Source organism: Helicobacter suis (genome assembly GCF_902196135.1).
GTDB classification, from domain to species: domain Bacteria; phylum Campylobacterota; class Campylobacteria; order Campylobacterales; family Helicobacteraceae; genus Helicobacter; species Helicobacter suis_A.
The window spans coordinates 130,275-150,440 of record NZ_CABIKE010000002.1 but is presented as its reverse complement, the minus strand read 5'-3'; the positions used below and the strand labels follow the sequence as shown (position 1 = coordinate 150,440).

Sequence of the window (20,166 nt, the reverse complement as noted above, 5' to 3'; positions counted from 1 at the left end):
TTTACAGTTTTCCTACTAGCTTATCTCCTAGCGTCATCTTGGTATTTGTGTTAAAAGCGTGTAATTGTTCTTGTTCTTTCTTGCGCTCTAAGCGACTCACAGAAGCGCGGACTCTATGGTGATTTTTTTCAATAGCAACCACTACACCGGCAACATTATCGCCCATTTTAATTTCCTCTTTTTTGAGTGGGTATAAATCCTCTGTTTTAATGAGTACATCAATGTGATCCACACTTACAAAAATCCCAAAATCTTTCATGCCAATTACTTTACCCTCAATCACATCTCCAACGCGGTATTTTTGGCTAAATTTTTCCACAGGGGAGGGCTGGGCAAACTTCATTTCTAGAGAAATTTTTTCCTCCTCTTTGTTGATCTTTAAGATTTTTGTCTGGATCACATCTCCGATTTTAAAATGTTCTTTGCACTTTTTATCTTGTTCCCAAAACGCATCTTTATTATGCAAAAGCCCATCTACACCCCCTAAGTTAATAAAAGCGCCAAAATCTGTTAGGGTTGCAACCTTGCCCTCCACCAAATCCCCCACGCGGTATTTTGAGACAAACTCGTTAAAGGGTTTATCAGAAAGTTGTTTGAGAGACACGCGTAAACGGCGGTTTTTGCTATCAATTTCAATGATTTTTACATCAATCTCTTGGTTTAAAGACAAATAATCTTGGGGATGTTTGACATCTTTATTCCAAGAAATTTCAGAGATGTGTAAAAAGCCCTCAATATCATTACCAATATCTACAAACACGCCATAACTCTCAATATTGCTCACCACAACTTTAATGGCATAACCCACCTTGAGTTTAGCCTGAATTTCATTCCATGGGTTCTCAATCGTGGCTTTAACAGAGAGTAAAAGGCGTCTCTTTTTTTCATCATAAGATAGAGCTTTAACCTGAACGGCATCGCCTTCTTTAAAATACTTAGCCGGGTTAGTTGAACCGCGATGGGTGATTTCTGTGTAGTGTACCAACCCTTCTACACCCTCTACCTCCACAAAGGCGCCAAAACTTGTAACGCTTTTGACAATACCGGTATAAATAGCCCCGGATTCAACAAGTTTTTGGGATTGCTCATGCTGGTATTTGCTATACACATCAAAAAAGCGCTTACGAGAGACAGAAATCGATCCATTCTCCGGATTAATGGCTGTAATGCATGCTTTAATGTGCTTACCAAAATATTTACCATCTCTTCTTAAAGAAGATTGGGACTTGGATAGGAAATATTCCACACCCTCTGCATCTGTTATAATATAACCGCCTTTATTTTCTCTGGTGATCTTGCCCTCTATAATTTTGTCTTTATAATCCTCACCTAAGGCTTGGATTTTTTCTTGGTTTTTTATAAAAGATAGAGCGCGTCTGTAGGAAACACTGGGTTTTTCGCCCTTTTGAGAGACATAAACTTGAATGGGATCGTTAACCTGAAATAACAAACAACCCTCGCTATCTTTAATTTCACTTAAAGCCAAACGCCCCTCTGTTTTGCCCCCCACACTCACCATAGCATAGCCCTCAGATTCGTTGATAGAAACAACCACGCCTTCTTTTAGCGCCCCTTTTTGCTCAATCTCCTCAGTGTGCATATATTCTTTCATGTACTCTTGAAATTCCTCAGACTCGCTATTGTCCAGGGATTCTAATTTTTCACTCATAAACAACCTTCCAAAAATAATATTCAGCGCATTATAACCCTTATTTACTTACAATTGGTAAAAAGGCCAAAAATTGGTGTTAGTACTCTTATGAGGAATGTCCACTTTAAAACGGTTTCTCTGATCGTTACAACTTATAACCAAGAGACGCATTTGAGTCTAGTGTTAGATTCGATTTTGCATTTAGTGATTTTCCCTAATGAGGTGTTGATTGCTGATGATGGGAGTGAGCAATCCACCGCGCTTTTAATTAAAAGCTATGTTTCTTCTTTTAAGCAAAAAGGCATATCCCTCAAACATATTTGGCAAGAAGACCTGGGTTTTAGAGTTGCTAAGAGTCGCAATAACGCCATTTTAGAAGCGCGTGGGGAGTACATTGTTATCATAGATACAGATACCATTCTTAGCCCTCTATTCATCTACGATCATTTATACTTTGCCCACCCTAAAGTTTTATTGCAAGGGGGGCGGATTTTTTTAACACAACAAGAGAGTCAAAAGATTTTAAACCAAAGAGATCTCTCTTTGACCCATTCTAAGAGGTCTTATAAAAACTACCGCAATCTAGCTCTAGCCTATCTTGTTTATAAATGCCACCAAATCACGCGCCGTATTTTCCAAAAGAAAACCATGATTAAAGGCGTGCGCAGCGCTAATATGAGTTTTAGTAAAAAGGATTTTCTAGCCATTGATGGGTTTAATGAAAATTTTGTTGGCTGGGGTAGAGAGGATAGCGAGTTTGTTGCCCGTTTTCTTTTTAATCAAGGTGTGATGAAAGTACTTAAATTCTGTGCGATAACCTACCATGTTTGCCACAAGGAAAACAAGCGCGATCTCCTCCAAGAGAACCACGCCCGCTACCTACAGACCTTGCAAAAACAAAGGATCAGCTGGAGAGAGCCTAAAACTCTATCTTATCCGAGTTAACATCAGCCGTACCCGCGCCTACGCCATTTTGGTAATTTCTCATTTGTTTAAACACTTGGGCTTTAATGCGCTCAATTGCAGCCCCACGGGTGTTTTGATCGGCGTTGAGATGTTTAGAATAAATAATATCGCCTTGACAATTTTTAATGTTAATGTCTAGCCCGATATGAAATTGCCCATTGCCCTCGCTGGTGTAAATCTTATTTTCAATGCGGTAATACCCCGGATCATCGGTTTGCTGGATAAAGCGGGCATACTGACCGGTGATAGCATCGCTAATTTCATTATCCGCTCCATTGCTAAATACAAGATTGGCTTTAGGTTTGGGGCTATTATCCTTGATGATGTTTTGGTAAAACTTGACAGGCATATAAGCACGGCCATAGGCACTTAATATTTCTTGCAAAGGCAATAACTTATCCAAAACGCTTTGGATTTGCTGTTTTTGCTTGATAAAAATACCCCGACACTCTTTAGCAGGCTTTAAAGGGGCTAGCGTGTTATAGGCCTCTGTGTAGCGTTTAGATAAAAGATTTAAAAAGGTATTTTTATCCAAACGCAAGCGGGTATAACATGCATGTCTATAACACTCCTCCTTATCTGTCTGGACATTAACAAACTTAATAGAATCTACGATGAGTTGGATATTTTGGCTAGAATGTTTAGTGATCTTTTTATCAATGCGGGTGGTGTTGCTTGTAGTGCTACTAGAAACATGCACAGAGATACTACTAGCCAAATCATTGAGTGCCTTTTGCTTTGCCTCTTCTTTAGTATCTGCCATGCCACTCCCATAGAAATACCCCACCCCTTTAGGGGCATTTTGATACCAATGTGGCATTTGTGGAACTGCTTGGAGAATGAAAGGTAAACTTAAAAGAGTTACCCAAGGTTTTTTTGCAACTAACATAAAAAACTCCCTTAAACTAGTCGCCTTATCCTAGCATAACTATGTTAACATCACCACAAAGTCCGCACAATACTACCAAATTCAAAACTACGGATGTAAAGAATATGGTTTTGGTTAGAACAATAAGTGTTAGGCTCTGGTATGCTGTTGGGTAGGCAGTGTTTGAAAGCAAAGGTATAAATATCTTGCCCATCTGCTTGGATATGCACGCGACTCTTATGAGAATTACTAAGGCGTAAAATATAAATTTTATGGGGAAAGACACTAGCAGAACGGATATCAGCAGAAGTACTCACAGCCGCATAAAGGGAGGAAAATAACCCCCCTAGCCAACCCAAATACTGATTAGATACCGCTTCAATGCCTAATTTAAGTACACTTGAGGTAATGGCTCTTGTGAGAATATAGGGGAGTTGTTTTTTAAACTCGCTAGCAATTAAGCCATCTAAAAATAACAAGGGTTCAAATGTTTGTTGCTGGTTGTTAATCCGTAGGCTAAAGGAATTATGAAAATCACGGCCAACCTTGAGTTGTGGGAGGGCTAAACTAGCATCATAAATGCCATCGGGCGTGGGGAGAGGGATATTAATTTTAAACTCTTTTTTGGTGGCTTGTTTGCCATCTTCAATAAAAATCCATGTGAATCTACTAGACGATGGGTGGGAAAAAAAGAGTAAATCCTCTCCTATGGTTGTAGAATGGCTGATTCCATAGGCCTCCTTGATATAGTCTAGTCCTTTAGAGGTATCATTATCTAGGGCAAAAAAAAGGCCAGAGAGATAGGAAACAACAGGGTTAATCAAATCCTCATAAGCGTAAAAATTATCCAAGTTAGAATATTGAGAGGCTAGGATTTCTTGTACCTTCACATCTGATTGGGCGGCGTCTAAACGCGAAGAACCTTGTTCACGCATTTTATCAATAGCCCTTCTAATCTCCTTGCTATAAAATTCTTTGGCTCTTCTTTGGCGATCGTTGGCGCGGTTAAACTCCACCCGTGCATTTGCGCGGTCATGCAAAAGAAGATAATCCATAGCTTTGTAATAATTGATAAACACACTCTCATAAATATTACCGGTATAAGTACGCACATTGTCATTGACAAAAACAGCCCCTACGGTGCTTAAAGATTTTGTAAAGAGGTTTTGGTGGTGGTTAAATCTAAATTCAGCCGCATCAAGTGCATGCAAAGATTTAGAGTAATCCCCCTGCATTAAAGCACTCATCCCCTTTTGTAAATCCCATAATAAAATATTGCTATGGTTTTTTTTAGCCATTTTTTTAGAAAAAGCATAGGCATTGGAGAAGAGAGAGCCGGTGTAATAGAGTTGATCAAAATGCTGTAATTGTGCCCGACCTCCTGTACAACCGGTTAAAAATAATAACACAACAAAAGCCGTAGTTAGTACAATCCCTATTCTTCGTTTAAACATTTCTCTCTCCTAATTTAACCTAGCATTTTATCAAAATGTAAGCAAACTTAGGATAAAGTCCGCCAGCCTTTCCTTAGACCTATGCAATGGGGTATTAAGCTAATGCTTCAGGGTGGAAACACAGCAGAGCCGCTTGGTATCTTGTGTGCCTTAGTCATCTGAGGGAGGGTGGAACAAATTTTTAAAAAGCAGCATGAAAATCCTATTTATGGGAACTCCTTTATTTGCCCAAGTGGTGCTTGCGCATTTGCTAGAGGAGGGGTTTGAAGTAGTGGGCTTGATCACCCAGCCTAGTAAACCCTTTGGCAGACAACAGCAAATAAAAGACAGTGCCACTAAGGTTTTTATCCAAGAAAAACAATTACCTATCCCCATTTTTGAACCCTCAAAAATAGATGATTCAACTTTAGAAATCATTGATAATCTCAAACCAGATATAGTTGTAGTGGTTGCCTATGGTAAAATTTTACCCCAATCGCTTCTAAATTTAGCCCCCTGTATTAATTTGCACGGCTCGCTTTTACCCCAATTTAGGGGTGCATCGCCCATACAAGAGATGATTTTACATGATTTAAGCGAATTTGGGGTGAGCGTGATTAAAATGAGTGCCCAGATGGATGCAGGGGATATTTTAGGCGTAGATTCTTTTATCAAAGATAGGGATTATAACGCTGAGGAATTAGGTACGCGGCTAGCTTGCATGGGAGCTAGATTAGTAGCAAAAGTTTTAAACCAACTAGAACAAATCACCCCCATTTCACAAGATCACACTAAAGCCACCTATTGTAAGAAAATCAGCAAAGAAAACGGGCTTGTTGCATTTAATAGCGCTAAAGCTGTGTATTTAAAATCTCTGGCTTATACCCCGTGGCCGGGTGTTTTTTTAAAAAGCGGGCTAAAGCTTTTTGGAGTTGGGCTTATCAATACTCAAGATTGCTATCAAGAAGGAGAAATTCTAGCCTTAGAGGGGGAAAGTGTTTTGGTAGGTTGTTTAAGAGGCGTACTTAAAATTACAGCTTTGCAGGCTCCGGGCAAACAAAAGATCGCCGCTAAAAGTTATTTAAGCGGGAAACGCTTAAGGGTTGGGGGGATTTTAAATTAGTGAAAATTTTATATTTTAAAACCCTACCCTCCACCCAATTATACCTAGTAGAACAAATTAAAAAGGGCGGGTTAAGCGCGCCTATTTGTGTGTGGGCTAGATACCAAAGCGCGGGTGTAGGTAGCCGTGCGCAAAAGTGGGAGAGTGTAAAAAGGGCTTTAACCTTTTCTTTTGCATGGAAAATCCAAGTAGGAGTACCCATGCAAAGTTGGAGTTTATACTTTGGTTATCTGTTTAAAGAGAGTTTGCATGATCTTGGCAAATCTGAGGTGTGGCTTAAATGGCCTAATGATCTTTATAAGGAGGAGCGTAAGATCGGGGGGGTGATGACTCAAATTTATCGTGATACTTTAATCTGTGGGATCGGGCTTAATTTAGAATCTAAGCACTATGGCGCACTAGATGTGTGCCCTGAGACTACTTTACATACTTTTTTAGAAAAGTTAGAAACAAAACCCAGTTGGCAAGATGTTTATAACGCCTATTGCCAAGATTTTACCCACAACCACCAAAACCAATTTTTTAAACATGAAAATGATCGCATCTCTTTACAACAAGCCCAGATTTTAGAGGATGGAGGCCTATTAATTGCGGGTAATATTTACTACGCTAACCGCTAAGCCATCAGAAAGTTAGATTTTGTTAGAATGCGCGCTTACACTTAAGGATTAAACATGAACATTTCAATTAATATTTATTTAATGGCTGTGGTCTTTGTAACCTTTTTGGTTTTGCTATTCTTGCTAAATATTTGGGTATACCGCCCTATTTTGGCTAATATGGACGCGCGCAAAGAGGCAGTGGCTAAAGATCAAAGAAGCATTGAGCAAATCCAAAGGGAAGTGGTTGCTTACAAAAAAGAAGCACAAGATCTTCTCAAGGAGGCGCGGATTCAAGCGGATAAAATTTTACAAGATGCGCTTTCTAGCGCCCATGCTAATTATGAGTCTGTAGTGGCCCAAAAAGAGGAGGAGCTTAACAAGGAGTACCGCCAGTTTTGTGCCACATTAAAGGAAACTAAAAGTAATTTAAAATTACAATTATCGCAGGATTTACCAGCTTTAGAGGCTTCTTTAAAGCTTAAAATATCTCAAGTTTAAGGTTGGTTTTGTTAGAGCGTGTGTTGGTTGGAATTATCATTTTAAGCGCTATGGCTGTGGGCATGCCTATGCAAGTGGGGCAAACAGATATTCTAATGCGGGTGTTAAATTTCTTGCTCTTTTTAGGCATTTTGTGGTACTTCACAGGCAGTATGCTTAAAAAAGCGCTACTTAAAAGGCGTTCTAAAATTTCTGATAAGCTAAGCAGTTTACAAGATCAACGCCAGTCTGTCAAAGAGGAAAAAGAACAGGCTTTATCTAACCTAGAACAAGCTAAACAACAAGCCAGCCAAATTGTCTCAAATGCCAAACAAGAGGCCTATTTACTCACCCAAAAATACGATCAGCAGTCTAAAGTTATGATTGAAAAATTGATTAAAAACTACCGCTCTATGCAGGAAAAAGAGGAGGAAAAGATGCAAGAAGAGGCGATTGCGGAGGTTTTAGACACCCTCTTTAATGCTTCAGAAACTGCCCTTAGCGTGCCGGTTTATATGCGCCTAATCCACCAAAAAGTAGCGCAATGATTGCACTCATCGCTAAAAAATATACAGAGGCTTTGCGCCGTAGTTTAAGCCCAGAGGAACTTGAGGCCACTATGGGGGGTTTAGAAACGATCTGTGCGCTTTATAATCATCCGGATTTTTTAGAATTAATTGCCTCTCCTTATTATCCAGAATCGCTAAAGCAAGACATTCTCACTTCCTTTTTAGAGCAAAAAGAGGGCAAACTGCATAACTTAATCGCTCTTTTAACAATCCACAAACGACTCTCCCTTTTGCCTTTAATTTATCAAGAGTTATTAGCACAGGCACAGCGCAAGAAAAATATTTATCAAGGCTACTTGTATTGTAATCAAAATATCCCTTCTAAACAGGCTGAGCAGTTAAAACAAGAGGTTTCAGCCTATCTAAATATCTCTTTGGAACTTAAAATATTCCATCAAGATAAAGAAGGATTGCGGTTAGATATTCCGGATTTAGAAATTGAGATTGCATTTTATAAAGACTATTTTTTTAAACAGCTCAAACGGCATATTATGGAAGCGGTGTAAAACCACAAAGGAGATAAATTGTTAAAATTAAAAGCAGAAGAAATTAGCGCTATCATTAAAGAACGCATTGAAAGTTTTGCGCCTGATATTAACATCACGCAAGTGGGGCGGGTGATTGCTTATGCTGATGGCGTTGCTAAAGTTTATGGGCTTAAAGATGTGATGTCTTATGAGGTGGTTGAATTTGATACCGGCGATAGGGGCTTGGCTTCTAATTTAGAGGAAGGAAGTGTCGGGGTGATTGTGCTTGGTGGGGGGAGAAATATTAAAGAGGGCACAAGTGTTAAACGCACCAAACAACTTATGAAAGTACCCGTAGGCGATGCGGTAGTGGGGCGGGTGATTAATACACTAGGCGAACCCATTGATGGCAAAGGCCCCATAGAAGCTAATGCTTTTAGTTTTGTAGAACAAAAAGCCCCGGGGATTATGGATCGTAAATCCGTGCATGAACCCTTACAAACCGGTATTAAAGTCATTGATGCACTTGTGCCTATTGGGCGCGGGCAACGCGAGCTTATCATTGGGGATAAACAAACAGGTAAAACCACCGTCGCCATTGATACAATTATTAATCAAAAAGATCAAAATGTGATCTGTATTTATGTTGCTATTGGGCAAAAAGAGTCTACGGTGGCTCAGGTGGTGCATAAACTTGAGGAATATGGCGCTATGGAATATAGCATTGTGATCAATGCTCCGGCCTCTGCCTCGCCGGCTATGCAGTACCTTGCTCCCTATGCTGGGGTAACAATTGGGGAGCATTTTAGAGATCAAGGACGGCATGCACTCATTGTTTATGATGATTTGAGTAAACATGCTGTGGCTTATCGCGAAATTTCCTTGATTTTAAGACGGCCTCCCGGGCGTGAAGCTTTCCCGGGTGATGTGTTTTATATCCATTCTAGACTGTTAGAGCGCGCTGCTAAAATGAGTGATAAAAAAGGGGCGGGTTCTTTAACTGCTTTGCCCATTATTGAAACCCAAGCAGGCGATGTATCTGCTTATATCCCTACTAATGTGATTTCTATTACAGATGGGCAGATTTTTTTAGAAACCGATTTATTTTATTCCGGGATTCGCCCAGCCATTAATGTAGGCCTCTCTGTTTCTAGGGTAGGGGGAGCGGCTCAAATTAAGGGCACTAAACAAGTAGCCGGGACTTTACGCTTAGATTTAGCGCAGTACCGCGAATTGCAAGCATTTGCCCAATTTGCCTCTGATTTAGATGAGGCGAGCCGTAAACAGCTTGAACGCGGGCAAAGAATGGTAGAGGTGCTCAAACAACCCCCCTATTCTCCCTTACCTATTGAAAAACAGATCGTGATGATTTATGCCGGAGTTAAGGGCTTTTTAGATGGGATACCCACTAAAAAAGTGGTGGCTTTTGAGGAAAGCCTTTATCCCTTTTTAGAGTCTAAATACCCTAATATCCTTGAGGATATCCGCACTAAAAAGGCGCTAGATAAGGATTTAGAGGCCATGCTAAAAGTGGCGATTGAAGAATTTAAACTAAGTTTGACTCTCTAGGAGAAAGATATGGGAGGCAGCCTAAAAGAAATCCGTAAAAAAATTGCCAGTGTTAAAAATACCCAAAAAACTACCCGCGCTATGAAACTGGTTTCTACCTCTAAACTTAAAAAAACAGAGGAAGTAACGCGCCGCTCTAGGGTATTTGCTCAAAAGCTTAATGAAGTCTTTGCAGATATTTGTACCAAGATTAAAAGTAGAGGTTTAAAGAGCATTGAGAGTAAGTATTTTCTTAAATTAGAACACTTAGAAGTCCAGAAGATTGACATCATCTTTGTTACCGCTGATAAGGGTCTGTGTGGCGGGTTTAATACAACAACGATTAAAGAGGTGATGCGTTTAATCAATACTTATAAGAATCAAAATATCAAGGTGCGTTTGCGCGGAGTTGGCAAAAAGGGCGTGGCTTATTTTACCTACAATGGCATTAGCCTTTTAGATCAAGCGCTAGATTTAAGTTCTGCACCCGATTATGATAGAGCCAGTGCTTTTATTAATAAGGCCGTGCAAGATTATTTAAACGGGCTAACAGATAGTGTACTCATTATTCATAATGGTTTTAAAAACATGATCTCTCAAGAGATTAAAATCCAGACTATTTTACCCCTAGATTTTGGTACGCATCTTCAAGATGATGCGCAGGAGGAAAAAGAGGGAATTGTGGTTGAACCTGATGATGAGGAGGGGGCTATTTTAGATTCTTTGGCTAAAAAATTCATTGATTTTAACATGTACTATGCTTTGCTAGATTCGCTAGCAGCAGAGCACAGCGCTAGAATGCAGGCTATGGATACAGCTACGAATAACGCCACTGATTTAGTACGCACACTCACCGTCTCATATAATAAAGCCCGTCAAGAGGCAATCACGACTGAGTTAGTAGAAATCAACGCAGGCGTAGAAGCGATTAAATAAAGGAAGATCATGGAAGGAAAAATTATTCAGGTTATGGGGCCTGTGGTAGATGTAGAGTTTGAAAACTATTTACCCGCTATTTATGAGGCTTTAGATGTCAGTTATCACTTTGAAGATCAGGCTAGAGAGCTTGTTTTAGAAGTAGCAGCTCACTTGGGTGATAACCGCGTACGCACCATTGCAATGGACATGACAGAGGGGCTTACAAGAGGACAAAAAGTCATGGCGCGGGGTAAAATGATTGAAGTACCTGTAGGGGAGGAAGTGCTAGGCCGTATTTTTAATGTCGTGGGTGATGTGATTGATAAACAAGAACCCCTTAAAGAACCTATGAAATGGCCTATCCACCGCGCTGCTCCCACTTTTGAACAGCAAAGCACTAAAACCGAGATGTTTGAAACCGGGATTAAAGTGATAGATTTACTAGCGCCCTATTCTAAAGGCGGTAAAGTAGGGCTCTTTGGGGGTGCGGGTGTGGGTAAAACCGTGATCATTATGGAATTGATTCACAATGTGGCTTATAAACATAGCGGTTATTCTGTTTTTGCCGGTGTGGGTGAGCGCACGAGAGAGGGCAATGATTTATACCATGAAATGAAAGAGGGGGGGGTGTTAGATAAAGTAGCCCTGTGTTATGGGCAAATGAATGAGCCACCCGGGGCTAGAAATCGCATTGTTTTTACGGGCCTGACTATGGCGGAGTATTTCCGCGATGAAAAAGGCTTAGATATTTTGATGTTTATTGATAATATCTTTAGATATGCCCAATCTGGTGCGGAAATGTCTGCGCTTTTGGGGCGTGTGCCCTCAGCTGTGGGTTATCAACCCACTTTAGCTAGCGAGATGGGTAAACTCCAAGAACGCATCACCTCTACTAAAAACGGCTCTATTACTTCTGTTCAAGCTGTTTATGTACCTGCAGATGACTTGACAGATCCGGCTCCGGCCTCTGTTTTTGCGCATTTAGATGCTACCACGGTGCTTAATCGCAAAATTGCAGAGAAAGGGATTTATCCAGCTGTTGATCCACTTGATTCTACTTCAAGGATTTTAGACGCGCAGGTAATTGGCAATGAACATTACCGCATCGCCACAGGCACCCAGCAAATCTTACAAAAATATAAAGACTTACAAGATATTATCGCTATTTTGGGTATGGATGAGCTTTCTGAAGAGGATAAAAAGATTGTAGAGCGCGCTAGAAAGGTAGAAAAATTTCTCTCCCAACCTTTCTTTGTGGCTGAGGTCTTTACAGGTAGTCCGGGTAAGTATGTAACCCTTAAAGAGACTTTGGAGGGCTTTGGCGGGATTTTAGAGGGTAAATATGATGAGATACCAGAAAATGCCTTTTACATGGTGGGTAGTATCCAAGAAGTGATAGAAAAATACGAAAAAATGAAGGCTGAAGGTAAGGATAAAAAGAACGCATCTTAAAGGAAGTGCATGGGATTACTGGTTAGTATCGTAGTGCCTCAGGGCTCTATCTTTTCAGGGAGGGTAGATCGCATCACCTTACCCGGAGAAGAGGGAGAATTTGGGGTTTTAGAGGGGCATAGCAATATGGTCTCTTTGCTTAAAAGCGGGGTGATTGAAATTGAAAGAGGGGGGCAGGTGAGTCTGATTGCTATTAACTGGGGTTATGTGGAAGTTAAACATAAGAGTGTGGATATTTTAGCCGATGGGGCGGTCTTTATTAAGGGTGATGATGAAGTGTATAAGGCTAAAAAACTCTTAGAGGATGCCACTTCCGATCGCCTAGCCATCTCTAGCGTGATTGCTAAAATTGAAGCGCATGGTCTAAGATAAGCTATGGCCTTAGTAGAAAATTTCTTAGCCAGTAGTGGGCTTGTTACTCTCTTTGTCTTGATCCTTCTTTCTATTTATTTTATCTTAACCTTATGGGTCTTTTTTTATAAGTATGTTTCTATTAAGACTAATATCCTGAAAGAAAAGCAATCTTTAGAGGCTATTATGGGAGGCGCACAGAAAGACTTGCATCTTCAAGCCACACATGTAGACAAACCTTCCAAAGAGTGGCTAGCTGTGTGGAAAAGCCAATTATTGCGCCAAAATACTACCGGACTTGTGGTACTTAGCATTATTGCTAGCACTGCACCTTTTGTTGGACTTTTTGGAACGGTGGTAGAAATTTTAGAAACCTTTGGGCATTTGGGGGGGCAAGTTTCTTTTGAGGTGATCGCGCCTACTATCTCTAAAGCTCTAGTGGCTACAGCAGCAGGTATTTTAACCGCAATTCCGGCTTATTCCTTTTTTCTCATCTTAAAGCGCAAAGTTTATGATTTATCCGTTTATGTACAAATGCAAATTGATATGCTCATTGCTAAGGAAGGCATGCAGTAATGGATTTTGAAGGTTGGGATAGCGATAAACCTGAGCTTAATATCACGCCCTTAGTGGATATTATGCTAGTGCTTTTAGCTATTTTAATGCTTACAGCCCCTACTATCACTTATAAAGAAGACATTAAATTACCCAAAGGTTCTCCAAGTGCCCGTGCTCCTAAAGCTCAGATTTTAGAAATACGCATGGATATTCAGGGCAAAATTTATATTTATGATAAAGTTTATAGCTTTGCCTCTTTCCCGGATTCTTTTCACCTTTTGGCTAAAAAGTATAATAAAGATATAGCTGTCCATGTGCGAGCAGACAAACGATTAACCTATGACAAAATTATTTATCTCCTCAAGAATATTAGAGAGGCAGGGTTTCACAGGGTTTCTCTAGTTACTAGTGCCTAATGGAAAATAAAGGTTTTTTCTTTGGTAGTGGCTTTTTAGCCATTCTGTGTTATGCCCTCCTTTTATTTCTCTTATTACAACACCAAAAAGATAGCCCCTTAACTCTGCCTGATCAAACTTTAGATGTGGATTTTATTAGCGATGTTGCTAAATTGCCAAGTAATCCAAATCCCTTTAAAGAGGATCTAGGTGTTAAAAACATATTTGCTGCCCTGCCTGATAAAAAGGCCTCCATTAACCCAAAAGAGATCCAGCAAATCAAACGCGCGCAAGAATTATTGCGCAATATCCAGTTTAGCCAACACAACAAGGATTTTAAAGCATTGCAAGATAGCCTTAATCAATTTGATAGTAGCCTTAAAACCTTGCAGGATAAACACATGGAATTACAAATCCCTAAAGAAGAAAACCCCTCTTCTGAGGAGGAAAAAAAGTGGTTTGCACAGATTTATAAAATTCTTTATGCCAAATGGAAACTTAGTTTTTATCAAAAGGCTTCTGTAGGCGTGCTCATCACAATCTCTACAACCGGACAATTAAGCTTTAGCATTGTGCAGTATTCGCCCTTTGCAGCTTATAATCAAGAAATAGAAACGCTTCTACTCTCTTTACAAAAACAAACATTCCCCCCCAACCCTCAAAAGCGCATGATCACCTTGAGGGTGAATTTTAAAACAAAGGATTAATGATGCGGATTTTGTGGCTTTTTTTGTTGTGCTATACTTCTTTGTTGGCCACCGATGCAACCCTAGATATTGTTAAAACCATTGGAAAATTACCCAAAGTTGCGATTTCCTATCAGAATACAGACCCCTATTTAAAAAAAATTGCCCATTTATTAGCCTCTGATTTGAAAATAAGCGGGCATTTTGAAGTGGCGGGCACACCCCAAATACAAACACAAACCCCCTCTTATGATACTCTAGCGACAAAAGGCATCCAGATTTTAGTAGAAATGAAAGCAGATCAAAACCACCAAATCCATGCCACTCTCTATGACATCGCCAATCGTTCCATTAAAAGTAACAAAGATTACACATTTAACACCAAAGCACTCTATCCCTTCATCGCCCACAACATAGCCATTGATACCAACGCTTTAATCCAAGCCCCCTCTATTGCTTGGATGCAGCGCATGGTGGTGTTTGCTAAATATCTAAGTCCGGGAGTAACTAGTATTGTTATAGCCGATTACACACTATCCTACCAACAAGAGATCATTAAAAACAATCTTTTAAATATTTTCCCTAAATGGGCCAATGCTAATCAAAGCGCGATTTATTTTACCCAGTATCTGCGTGAGCCCACGATCATTAAATACGATATACACACGGGTAAAAGTGAGGTGATCACACAAAGTTCTGGCATGGCCGCTGTTTCTAGTGTGAGTAAGGATGGGAATAAATTACTTTTATCTCTAGCTCCAGATGGACAAACCGATATTTTTCTCTACGACACTCTCAAAAAAAACCTCAAACGCTTGACAACTTATAGCGGTATTGATGTGATGGGTACTTTTGTGGATAATGAAAAAGCTATGGTTTTTGTTTCCGATCGCTCTGGTTATCCTAATATTTATCTTAAAAAACTCCGTGAAAGTGCCCCAGTAGAACAGGTGGTGTTTTATTCTAAAAACAACGATTCGCTAACAGCCTCTGGGGATAATATCGTATATGTTAGCCGTGAGGATAAAGATGCCAATGGACAAAGTACTTTTAATTTACACCTCATCACCCTTAAAAGCGATTATGTTCGGCGCTTAACTGTGAGTGGCATTAATCAAATGCCTCGTTTTTCTTACGATGGTAAAGCCGTGATGTTTTTAAAAAAGGCAGCATCGCAAAGTGCGCTAGGGGTGATTTTGCTAGATTCAAACCAAAGTTATCTCTTTCCACTAGAAAATCTAGAAATCCAATCCTTTGATTGGTAATTTATAGGCGGTTAAGAGAGTAGCGTGTATAATTGGGGCTTACTTTGTTAGATTAAAGGAATTTTATGAAAAAGTGGGCTTGGAGTGGTTCTGTGTTGGCGTGTGCATTCATGATAGGGTGTTCTGGGCAAGTAAATTCTACACCAACAGCGCAGCAGACACCGCCAAGTGCGCAACAAGCCGCCCCTCAACCTCCAGAAAATAAAACAGTGCCTAAAGAGCAAGTGCATGAACAACCCGCTCCACAGGAAAAACCAAAACCACAAATAGCGAGTGGAACTGTTGTGGGGCAAGTGTATTTTAGCTTTGATAAGTATGATATCCGGGCAGATATGGAAAATGTCATTGATCAAGCTGCCCAAAAGATCAAAGAATCGAAGATGAAAGTACTTTTAGAGGGCAATACTGATGAATTTGGCAGTGGGGAGTATAATTTTGCTCTAGGTAATAAACGCGCTTTAAGTGTCAAACAAGCCCTTGCAATTAAAGGGATTGCCCAAGATACAATCCATATAGTAAGTCTTGGGGAAACCAAACCTAGTTGCCAAGACAAAAATATAGCGTGTTACCGTAAAAACCGCCGTGTTGATATTAAGGTGGTAGAAGAATAGGGTGCGTTATTGCCTTTCTTTAGTGGGTACTCTTTTAATAGCCGAGCCCTCAGCCTTTGACTTACAAAGCGGGGCCACTAAACAGGAGTTAAACACTCTTAAATCTAGTAATAAAAACTTACAAGATATTCTCACCACTCTTAAAAGCCAGACAGATACGCTTTTACAAGGGCAGGATGGTTTAAAAAGTTTGGTAGAAGGCCAAGCGCTTAAGCTTAAAGGGGCAACCGATACGCTTGTTGTGCACGCCAACACTTTAAAGACGCTTAAAAGTATGCAAGATATGCAGACTAATCTTTTAAAACAACAAGCAGATTTGATCAATAACCTTAAAAGTCAGATACAGGCTAATCAGGCAGCCCTAGCAGCGTTTGAAAAAAAAACCGATGATACCAATAAGCTATTAGCACAAATGCATACAGAATTTGCAACCAAACTACAGGCCTTACAAAAATCTATTGATGAACAAGCTAGCATCAATACCCAAAAGTTAAAAGACTTAACTGCCATTCAAGAGCAAATGCTCCAGATGAAAACAAAACAAAATGCCCCTTCCTTTGATAAAGACCCTTCAAAAAAAGAAGCCATTGCTAGAGAAGGATTGGAGTTATTTAGACAAAAACAATATGCACAGGCTAAGGTGCGCTTTGTCTGGTTAGCAAATCTGCCCTACAGACCAGCATATTATGCCTACTTAGCAGGTGAGGCTGCTTATATGGATAATGCCTACAAAGAGGCTATTGAACTTTTCAAAAAAAGCGCCTTGATTCAAGATAAAACCTCTTACATGCCAATTTTACTCTGGCATACAGCTTTTGCTTTCAGAGCACTTAAAGATTGGACAAACTATCATAAATTCTTGCGCTCCCTTGTTGAGCTCTACCCAGAAAGCCCACAGGGCAAAAAAGCGCAAGTTATTTTAGAAGAAAAGACAAAAACACGCTAAAATACTGAGTACAAAACCACAAGAAAGGATGTTTATGCAAAATCAAATTGCCATTATTGAATATGAAGTCCGCGATCACATCACCCAAGAAGTTTTAGATTCTAATATTGGTAAACAGCCATTAGAGTTTTTAATGGGAGCAGGGCAGGTAATTATCGGGATTGAAAAGGCAGTTGCACAGGCTAAAGTTGGAGAAACCCTTACCTTACAAATTCCTCCCCATGAAGCTTATGGAGAATACCGCAATGATTACCTCCAAGAAGTCCCTCGTGATCAGTTTGAAAACATTGAACTAAGAAGAGGCATGACTTTATTTGGACAAGGGGAAAACCAAGAGAGTGTGCAGGTGAGTGTGAAAGATTTTAGCGATCACATGGTGATGCTAGATTATAACCACCCCTTAGCTGGTAAAGAACTGAGCTTTAAACTCAAGGTTTTAGGCTTTAGAGAACCTTCTGAACAAGAAATTTTAAAAGGACAATCCAGTGGTAAATGCTGTGGAGGCGGGTGTGGTTGTTCGCACTAAAGTTTTTTTCTGTGCCATTTAAACCATTCTTAAGCAAAACCCTAGCTACTTGAGTGGTTGGGGTTTCTGAACCGTGGTATAACATTTCTAGCTTGATACATCTCTGATCCTTGAATTTATGCTTTAGCAAATAACGCGCTGGTTGTAAAAATACATTAAGTTTTAAACTTTGTAAGATCCCTGCTAATGAATTTCTAAAGCCGCCTTTAAAGGGTTTGAGGGAGCTAGCCCCCAAGAGTGCCAAAGCGCAGTTACTGGTTGCGCGCTAAGCCTCTAACTTTAGCTAAATAGATTAAGGCGCCATGCTAAAGGTTTTGTGCTGTAATTGCCAAAGTAAAGGCTTTACTCTAAAGAGTAGAGGTGCTAGATCGCCGCTAGCTAGCCTATGATGATCCTATCAATCCTACAAGATTAACGCGCGGGGAGTGTATCAAAGGTTATGCTTAGTGGCTTTGGCGGTTGTGTGTTATGCTAGCTCAGACTGCAACTTTAGCAATGCAAATAATCCCCCAAAGCCTCCTCAAAAACCTCTAAGTTCTTGTTGATATTGGGTAAAAACACATCCAGATCTTCTAATAATTTTAAAACAGCATCCGCGCGCAAACGATCATAAGCATCTTTAAACGCCACTTCCTCTGATGTTTTGCCTTCCAAACTTAATTTAGGGTTTTGTTCATTCCAGCCTAAGCGTGTATCCATTTTATGGTGTAGTTCTATGCCTTCTTCTATTTTTTCTAAACATTTTGTTAGATGTTCTTCTTGAAACTCTTGTAAATTATATTCTGTCCTACCGCAATAACCATATTTTTTTAAAGCATATTCTTCTGTAATATCAGAATATTCTTTTATCACTTCTATACAATCTTTTAAAGTATTTTGTAAGGTTTTAAGGGCTTGAGAAGTAGGTTGGATGTGTTGATTAGTGATGATGGTGCGTTTACTCATAATTAGATACATCAAGGCATGCATGCTCTCTTGTAGATTAGCAGTATCTGTTCTAACCCTCTTAATCATTTTATTTATCTCATCTATCTTACTTAATAGATATTTTTTAGATACCATGAAAATCCCTTTGATTAAAAAGCTAAGAATGAAAATAGCCCCAACTAGGGGCTAATAGTGCAAATGGTGACAAGTGGTTAGTGCGTAGCTGTGTGCTGTCCTTTCTCATTATAAACATAAGTATGGCTGCCTTTTTTGACAGATACCGTGCTACTAGTAAAGCCCACTAATTCTCCATCATGTGTATGTGTATGTTGGTTTTTTTCATTATAGACATAAACATGTGAACCCTTTTGAACCGCTGTGCTAATTGCCATAATCTTCTCCTTAAAAATTTTAAAAGTTAAAACAAAAACCTTTACCCGCTCTTATTGAGCACCCCTAAAGGGCACTTATCCAACCATAGCTTTTCCCTCCTCTCTTAAGATTTACATATCTAAAACACAAGCCACAGATTAAGTAAGCTAAACCTTTTGGGTCTCTTTTAACTCCAGCTCGATGTATTCTTTTAATTTATCATGGCTTGAGAAGACTTCTTCAAAGCCTTGAAATTTGGTTTGTTCGCACATGTTTGCCTTAATTGCGCCGTGAAAAAGGCTTAAAGTCTTTAAAAACTCTTGAAAATCAGGGGAGTTTTTGGACAACTCGCCTAGCATGGTGTGATCTAAATTGTCTTTAAGGCGGGCGTTAAAAAGCACGCAGCTTTTTAGCATGTCTTCGGTGTCAAGCAAAATAACCCCAATGCCAAAGCTAGCGTGTAAGCGTTTTAATAAATCCATTAAATCATGATCTTTAGTATTTAACCTCTCTGCTACTAAATAGCCCTCATGTGCCCAAGAACTATTGCTAATTGCCTGAAAGTAGTGTTCTCTACAATTGCTTAAATTGATCTCTTGTTTGAGCTCAAAAGAAAAGAGTTTTAAAGGCAACAAATCAAACTTCTCTACAAATTCGCGCAAAGCAGGATCAAAATCTTTATAAGCAAAGCTTGCCCCCACCATATCCGGATAGAGCCAAGAGTTCTTGCCCTTGCTAGATTTTAGTGCGCTCTCATGATAAATAGTCTTGGTATGTGTGCCCCATTTTTCGTTGGCAAAATAAGCCACTAGGGGATGTAACCGGCGCTCATAACAATTATTCTCTTTAGATTTAGCCTGTATACTTTCTGTGCTCACATTCCCCGCATATTCTTTAAGCGCAATGGTAATAGGGCAATCAGCAACCTTTACAAAGGGGAGTTTTTCACCATTTCTTAGGGCTAGCCACACGGGGTAGTAAGCTTTATCAGCTTTATCTTTAGCTATGCTAAACATTTTATCAATTTTGCCCGCATCATAAAGTTCTTGTGCCTTTGTATAAAGATCATAAATAGACACAGGACCTTTAGCCTCTTTAAGCACCTCTAGCGTGATTTCTATATATTCTTGTTTCATTTATTCTCCTTAAAATTAAAAATACCAATAAAGTCTATGGTTTTATTTTTGATCATTCCCCTCACTCTTAAGGCGCTCTAAAAAAGTTACCTCCTCCATCACCTCTATCCCTAGCTTTTTAGCCTTTTCTAATTTACTCCCGGGGTTTTCCCCATAGATGAGTAAATCTGTCTTAGAACTCACCCCAGTTTGTACATGTGCGCCTAGATTTTCAAGCAATGTAGTGATTTCTGCACGCGAACTTTGTAAAGTACCTGTAATCACGATCTTTTTATCTTTGAAAAAAGAGGGGGTTACTTTTTTCTGTTTTTCCATCTAT

The 20,166-nt window shown here is 39.7% G+C and carries 24 protein-coding genes and 1 other RNA gene; 18 read left to right on the top strand and 7 right to left on the bottom strand.

All coding sequences use genetic code 11. The features are described 5' to 3' along the window. Position 1 precedes the first annotated feature (1 nt). Positions 2–1,669 (bottom strand): 30S ribosomal protein S1, encoded by a 1,668-nt coding sequence (locus G6Q06_RS02215; protein WP_205435765.1) that lies wholly within the window; start codon positions 1,667–1,669, stop codon positions 2–4. Positions 1,670–1,759: 90 nt separating this feature from the next. On the opposite strand from G6Q06_RS02215, the gene G6Q06_RS02210 reads away from it, so the two are divergent. After that, entirely contained in the window at positions 1,760–2,596 is an 837-nt protein-coding gene (locus G6Q06_RS02210; protein ID WP_163565570.1) for a glycosyltransferase, read from the top strand. Here the strand turns inward: G6Q06_RS02210 and G6Q06_RS02205 are convergent. Then, entirely contained in the window at positions 2,571–3,506 is a 936-nt protein-coding gene (locus G6Q06_RS02205) for an LPP20 family lipoprotein (RefSeq protein WP_163565569.1), read from the bottom strand. The genes G6Q06_RS02210 and G6Q06_RS02205 overlap by 26 nt on opposite strands. A 50-nt stretch (positions 3,507–3,556) precedes the next feature. Next, entirely contained in the window at positions 3,557–4,939 is a 1,383-nt protein-coding gene (locus G6Q06_RS02200) for a COG3014 family protein (protein ID WP_163565568.1), read from the bottom strand. Positions 4,940–5,009: 70 nt separating this feature from the next. Between G6Q06_RS02200 and ffs the strand changes: the two genes are divergently transcribed. The 17 genes from ffs (at position 5,010) to G6Q06_RS02115 (ending at position 17,412) form a co-directional block, all read left to right on the top strand. Continuing rightward, positions 5,010–5,107, top strand: an RNA gene (ffs, locus tag G6Q06_RS02195) — signal recognition particle sRNA small type. 25 nt (positions 5,108–5,132) lie between these two features. Beyond that, entirely contained in the window at positions 5,133–6,041 is a 909-nt protein-coding gene (fmt, locus tag G6Q06_RS02190) for a methionyl-tRNA formyltransferase (protein WP_163565567.1), read from the top strand. Further along, the gene (locus G6Q06_RS02185) at positions 6,041–6,661 is read left to right on the top strand and encodes a biotin--[acetyl-CoA-carboxylase] ligase (protein ID WP_163565566.1); all 621 of its coding nucleotides are present in this window, start codon (positions 6,041–6,043) and stop codon (positions 6,659–6,661) included. Before fmt ends, G6Q06_RS02185 begins: the two co-directional genes overlap by 1 nt. Before the next feature lie 54 nt (positions 6,662–6,715). Further along, positions 6,716–7,141 carry an HrpE/YscL family type III secretion apparatus protein gene (locus G6Q06_RS02180; RefSeq protein ID WP_163565565.1) on the top strand — a complete coding sequence of 142 codons (426 nt, stop codon included), beginning with the start codon at positions 6,716–6,718 and terminating at the stop codon, positions 7,139–7,141. An 8-nt stretch (positions 7,142–7,149) separates the two neighbouring features. Further along, a complete protein-coding gene (locus G6Q06_RS02175) occupies positions 7,150–7,668 on the top strand; it encodes a hypothetical protein (protein WP_240329035.1) in 519 nt (172 codons plus the stop codon). Then, the gene (locus G6Q06_RS02170; protein ID WP_163564981.1) at positions 7,665–8,195 is read left to right on the top strand and encodes a F0F1 ATP synthase subunit delta; all 531 of its coding nucleotides are present in this window, start codon (positions 7,665–7,667) and stop codon (positions 8,193–8,195) included. Before G6Q06_RS02175 ends, G6Q06_RS02170 begins: the two co-directional genes overlap by 4 nt. Before the next feature lie 18 nt (positions 8,196–8,213). After that, positions 8,214–9,725: a F0F1 ATP synthase subunit alpha gene (gene atpA, locus G6Q06_RS02165; RefSeq protein ID WP_163565564.1), complete on the top strand. Its 1,512-nt coding sequence runs from the start codon at positions 8,214–8,216 to the stop codon at positions 9,723–9,725. 9 nt (positions 9,726–9,734) lie between these two features. Beyond that, positions 9,735–10,640, top strand: coding sequence for an ATP synthase F1 subunit gamma (gene atpG / locus G6Q06_RS02160; RefSeq protein ID WP_163565563.1), 906 nt, complete (start codon positions 9,735–9,737; stop codon positions 10,638–10,640). Between the two features lie 9 nt (positions 10,641–10,649). Further along, complete coding sequence (gene atpD, locus G6Q06_RS02155; protein ID WP_163565562.1) at positions 10,650–12,074, top strand: F0F1 ATP synthase subunit beta; 1,425 nt, start codon at positions 10,650–10,652, stop codon at positions 12,072–12,074. Between the two features lie 9 nt (positions 12,075–12,083). Further along, positions 12,084–12,446: an ATP synthase F1 subunit epsilon gene (gene atpC, locus G6Q06_RS02150; RefSeq protein ID WP_163535259.1), complete on the top strand. Its 363-nt coding sequence runs from the start codon at positions 12,084–12,086 to the stop codon at positions 12,444–12,446. Positions 12,447–12,449: 3 nt separating this feature from the next. Next, the gene (locus tag G6Q06_RS02145; RefSeq protein WP_163532838.1) at positions 12,450–13,001 is read left to right on the top strand and encodes a MotA/TolQ/ExbB proton channel family protein; all 552 of its coding nucleotides are present in this window, start codon (positions 12,450–12,452) and stop codon (positions 12,999–13,001) included. Beyond that, entirely contained in the window at positions 13,001–13,399 is a 399-nt protein-coding gene (locus G6Q06_RS02140) for an ExbD/TolR family protein (RefSeq protein ID WP_163532839.1), read from the top strand. Before G6Q06_RS02145 ends, G6Q06_RS02140 begins: the two co-directional genes overlap by 1 nt. Continuing rightward, positions 13,399–14,085, top strand: coding sequence for a TonB C-terminal domain-containing protein (locus G6Q06_RS02135; protein WP_163535258.1), 687 nt, complete (start codon positions 13,399–13,401; stop codon positions 14,083–14,085). The genes G6Q06_RS02140 and G6Q06_RS02135 overlap by 1 nt, the downstream gene beginning before the upstream one ends. A 2-nt stretch (positions 14,086–14,087) precedes the next feature. After that, entirely contained in the window at positions 14,088–15,329 is a 1,242-nt protein-coding gene (gene tolB, locus G6Q06_RS02130) for a Tol-Pal system protein TolB (protein ID WP_163565561.1), read from the top strand. Between the two features lie 65 nt (positions 15,330–15,394). Then, positions 15,395–15,940 (top strand): OmpA family protein, encoded by a 546-nt coding sequence (locus G6Q06_RS02125; protein WP_163532842.1) that lies wholly within the window; start codon positions 15,395–15,397, stop codon positions 15,938–15,940. Between the two features lies 1 nt (position 15,941). After that, the gene (locus tag G6Q06_RS02120; RefSeq protein ID WP_163565560.1) at positions 15,942–16,886 is read left to right on the top strand and encodes a hypothetical protein; all 945 of its coding nucleotides are present in this window, start codon (positions 15,942–15,944) and stop codon (positions 16,884–16,886) included. 28 nt (positions 16,887–16,914) lie between these two features. After that, the gene (locus G6Q06_RS02115) at positions 16,915–17,412 is read left to right on the top strand and encodes an FKBP-type peptidyl-prolyl cis-trans isomerase (protein ID WP_163565559.1); all 498 of its coding nucleotides are present in this window, start codon (positions 16,915–16,917) and stop codon (positions 17,410–17,412) included. A 489-nt stretch (positions 17,413–17,901) separates the two neighbouring features. Here the strand turns inward: G6Q06_RS02115 and G6Q06_RS02110 are convergent, their stop codons facing one another. The 4 genes from G6Q06_RS02110 to G6Q06_RS02095 all read right to left on the bottom strand — a co-directional run bounded on the left by G6Q06_RS02110 (position 17,902) and on the right by G6Q06_RS02095 (position 20,162). Further along, on the bottom strand, positions 17,902–18,474 hold the full coding sequence (locus G6Q06_RS02110; RefSeq protein ID WP_163565558.1) for a hypothetical protein: 573 nt from the start codon (positions 18,472–18,474) through the stop codon (positions 17,902–17,904). A 77-nt stretch (positions 18,475–18,551) separates the two neighbouring features. Next, positions 18,552–18,731: a hypothetical protein gene (locus G6Q06_RS02105; protein WP_163534721.1), complete on the bottom strand. Its 180-nt coding sequence runs from the start codon at positions 18,729–18,731 to the stop codon at positions 18,552–18,554. Between the two features lie 147 nt (positions 18,732–18,878). Further along, entirely contained in the window at positions 18,879–19,847 is a 969-nt protein-coding gene (locus G6Q06_RS02100) for an HrgA protein (protein WP_163534720.1), read from the bottom strand. A gap of 42 nt (positions 19,848–19,889) precedes the next feature. Continuing rightward, complete coding sequence (locus G6Q06_RS02095; protein ID WP_240329160.1) at positions 19,890–20,162, bottom strand: BRCT domain-containing protein; 273 nt, start codon at positions 20,160–20,162, stop codon at positions 19,890–19,892. Between the last annotated feature and the right edge of the window lie 4 nt (positions 20,163–20,166).

What these genes read in the sequence shown, in the direction of transcription:
- G6Q06_RS02215 (WP_205435765.1), bottom strand. Translation starts at nt 1,669, where the DNA reads ATGAGTGAAAAATTAGAATCCCTGGACAATAGCGAGTCTGAGGAATTT.
- G6Q06_RS02210 (WP_163565570.1), top strand. Translation starts at nt 1,760, where the DNA reads ATGAGGAATGTCCACTTTAAAACGGTTTCTCTGATCGTTACAACTTAT.
- G6Q06_RS02205 (WP_163565569.1), bottom strand. Translation starts at nt 3,506, where the DNA reads ATGTTAGTTGCAAAAAAACCTTGGGTAACTCTTTTAAGTTTACCTTTC.
- G6Q06_RS02200 (WP_163565568.1), bottom strand. Translation starts at nt 4,939, where the DNA reads ATGTTTAAACGAAGAATAGGGATTGTACTAACTACGGCTTTTGTTGTG.
- fmt (WP_163565567.1), top strand. Translation starts at nt 5,133, where the DNA reads ATGAAAATCCTATTTATGGGAACTCCTTTATTTGCCCAAGTGGTGCTT.
- G6Q06_RS02180 (WP_163565565.1), top strand. Translation starts at nt 6,716, where the DNA reads ATGAACATTTCAATTAATATTTATTTAATGGCTGTGGTCTTTGTAACC.
- G6Q06_RS02170 (WP_163564981.1), top strand. Translation starts at nt 7,665, where the DNA reads ATGATTGCACTCATCGCTAAAAAATATACAGAGGCTTTGCGCCGTAGT.
- atpG (WP_163565563.1), top strand. Translation starts at nt 9,735, where the DNA reads ATGGGAGGCAGCCTAAAAGAAATCCGTAAAAAAATTGCCAGTGTTAAA.
- atpD (WP_163565562.1), top strand. Translation starts at nt 10,650, where the DNA reads ATGGAAGGAAAAATTATTCAGGTTATGGGGCCTGTGGTAGATGTAGAG.
- atpC (WP_163535259.1), top strand. Translation starts at nt 12,084, where the DNA reads ATGGGATTACTGGTTAGTATCGTAGTGCCTCAGGGCTCTATCTTTTCA.
- G6Q06_RS02145 (WP_163532838.1), top strand. Translation starts at nt 12,450, where the DNA reads ATGGCCTTAGTAGAAAATTTCTTAGCCAGTAGTGGGCTTGTTACTCTC.
- G6Q06_RS02140 (WP_163532839.1), top strand. Translation starts at nt 13,001, where the DNA reads ATGGATTTTGAAGGTTGGGATAGCGATAAACCTGAGCTTAATATCACG.
- G6Q06_RS02135 (WP_163535258.1), top strand. Translation starts at nt 13,399, where the DNA reads ATGGAAAATAAAGGTTTTTTCTTTGGTAGTGGCTTTTTAGCCATTCTG.
- tolB (WP_163565561.1), top strand. Translation starts at nt 14,088, where the DNA reads ATGCGGATTTTGTGGCTTTTTTTGTTGTGCTATACTTCTTTGTTGGCC.
- G6Q06_RS02125 (WP_163532842.1), top strand. Translation starts at nt 15,395, where the DNA reads ATGAAAAAGTGGGCTTGGAGTGGTTCTGTGTTGGCGTGTGCATTCATG.
- G6Q06_RS02115 (WP_163565559.1), top strand. Translation starts at nt 16,915, where the DNA reads ATGTTTATGCAAAATCAAATTGCCATTATTGAATATGAAGTCCGCGAT.
- G6Q06_RS02110 (WP_163565558.1), bottom strand. Translation starts at nt 18,474, where the DNA reads ATGGTATCTAAAAAATATCTATTAAGTAAGATAGATGAGATAAATAAA.
- G6Q06_RS02105 (WP_163534721.1), bottom strand. Translation starts at nt 18,731, where the DNA reads ATGGCAATTAGCACAGCGGTTCAAAAGGGTTCACATGTTTATGTCTAT.
- G6Q06_RS02100 (WP_163534720.1), bottom strand. Translation starts at nt 19,847, where the DNA reads ATGAAACAAGAATATATAGAAATCACGCTAGAGGTGCTTAAAGAGGCT.
- G6Q06_RS02095 (WP_240329160.1), bottom strand. Translation starts at nt 20,162, where the DNA reads ATGGAAAAACAGAAAAAAGTAACCCCCTCTTTTTTCAAAGATAAAAAG.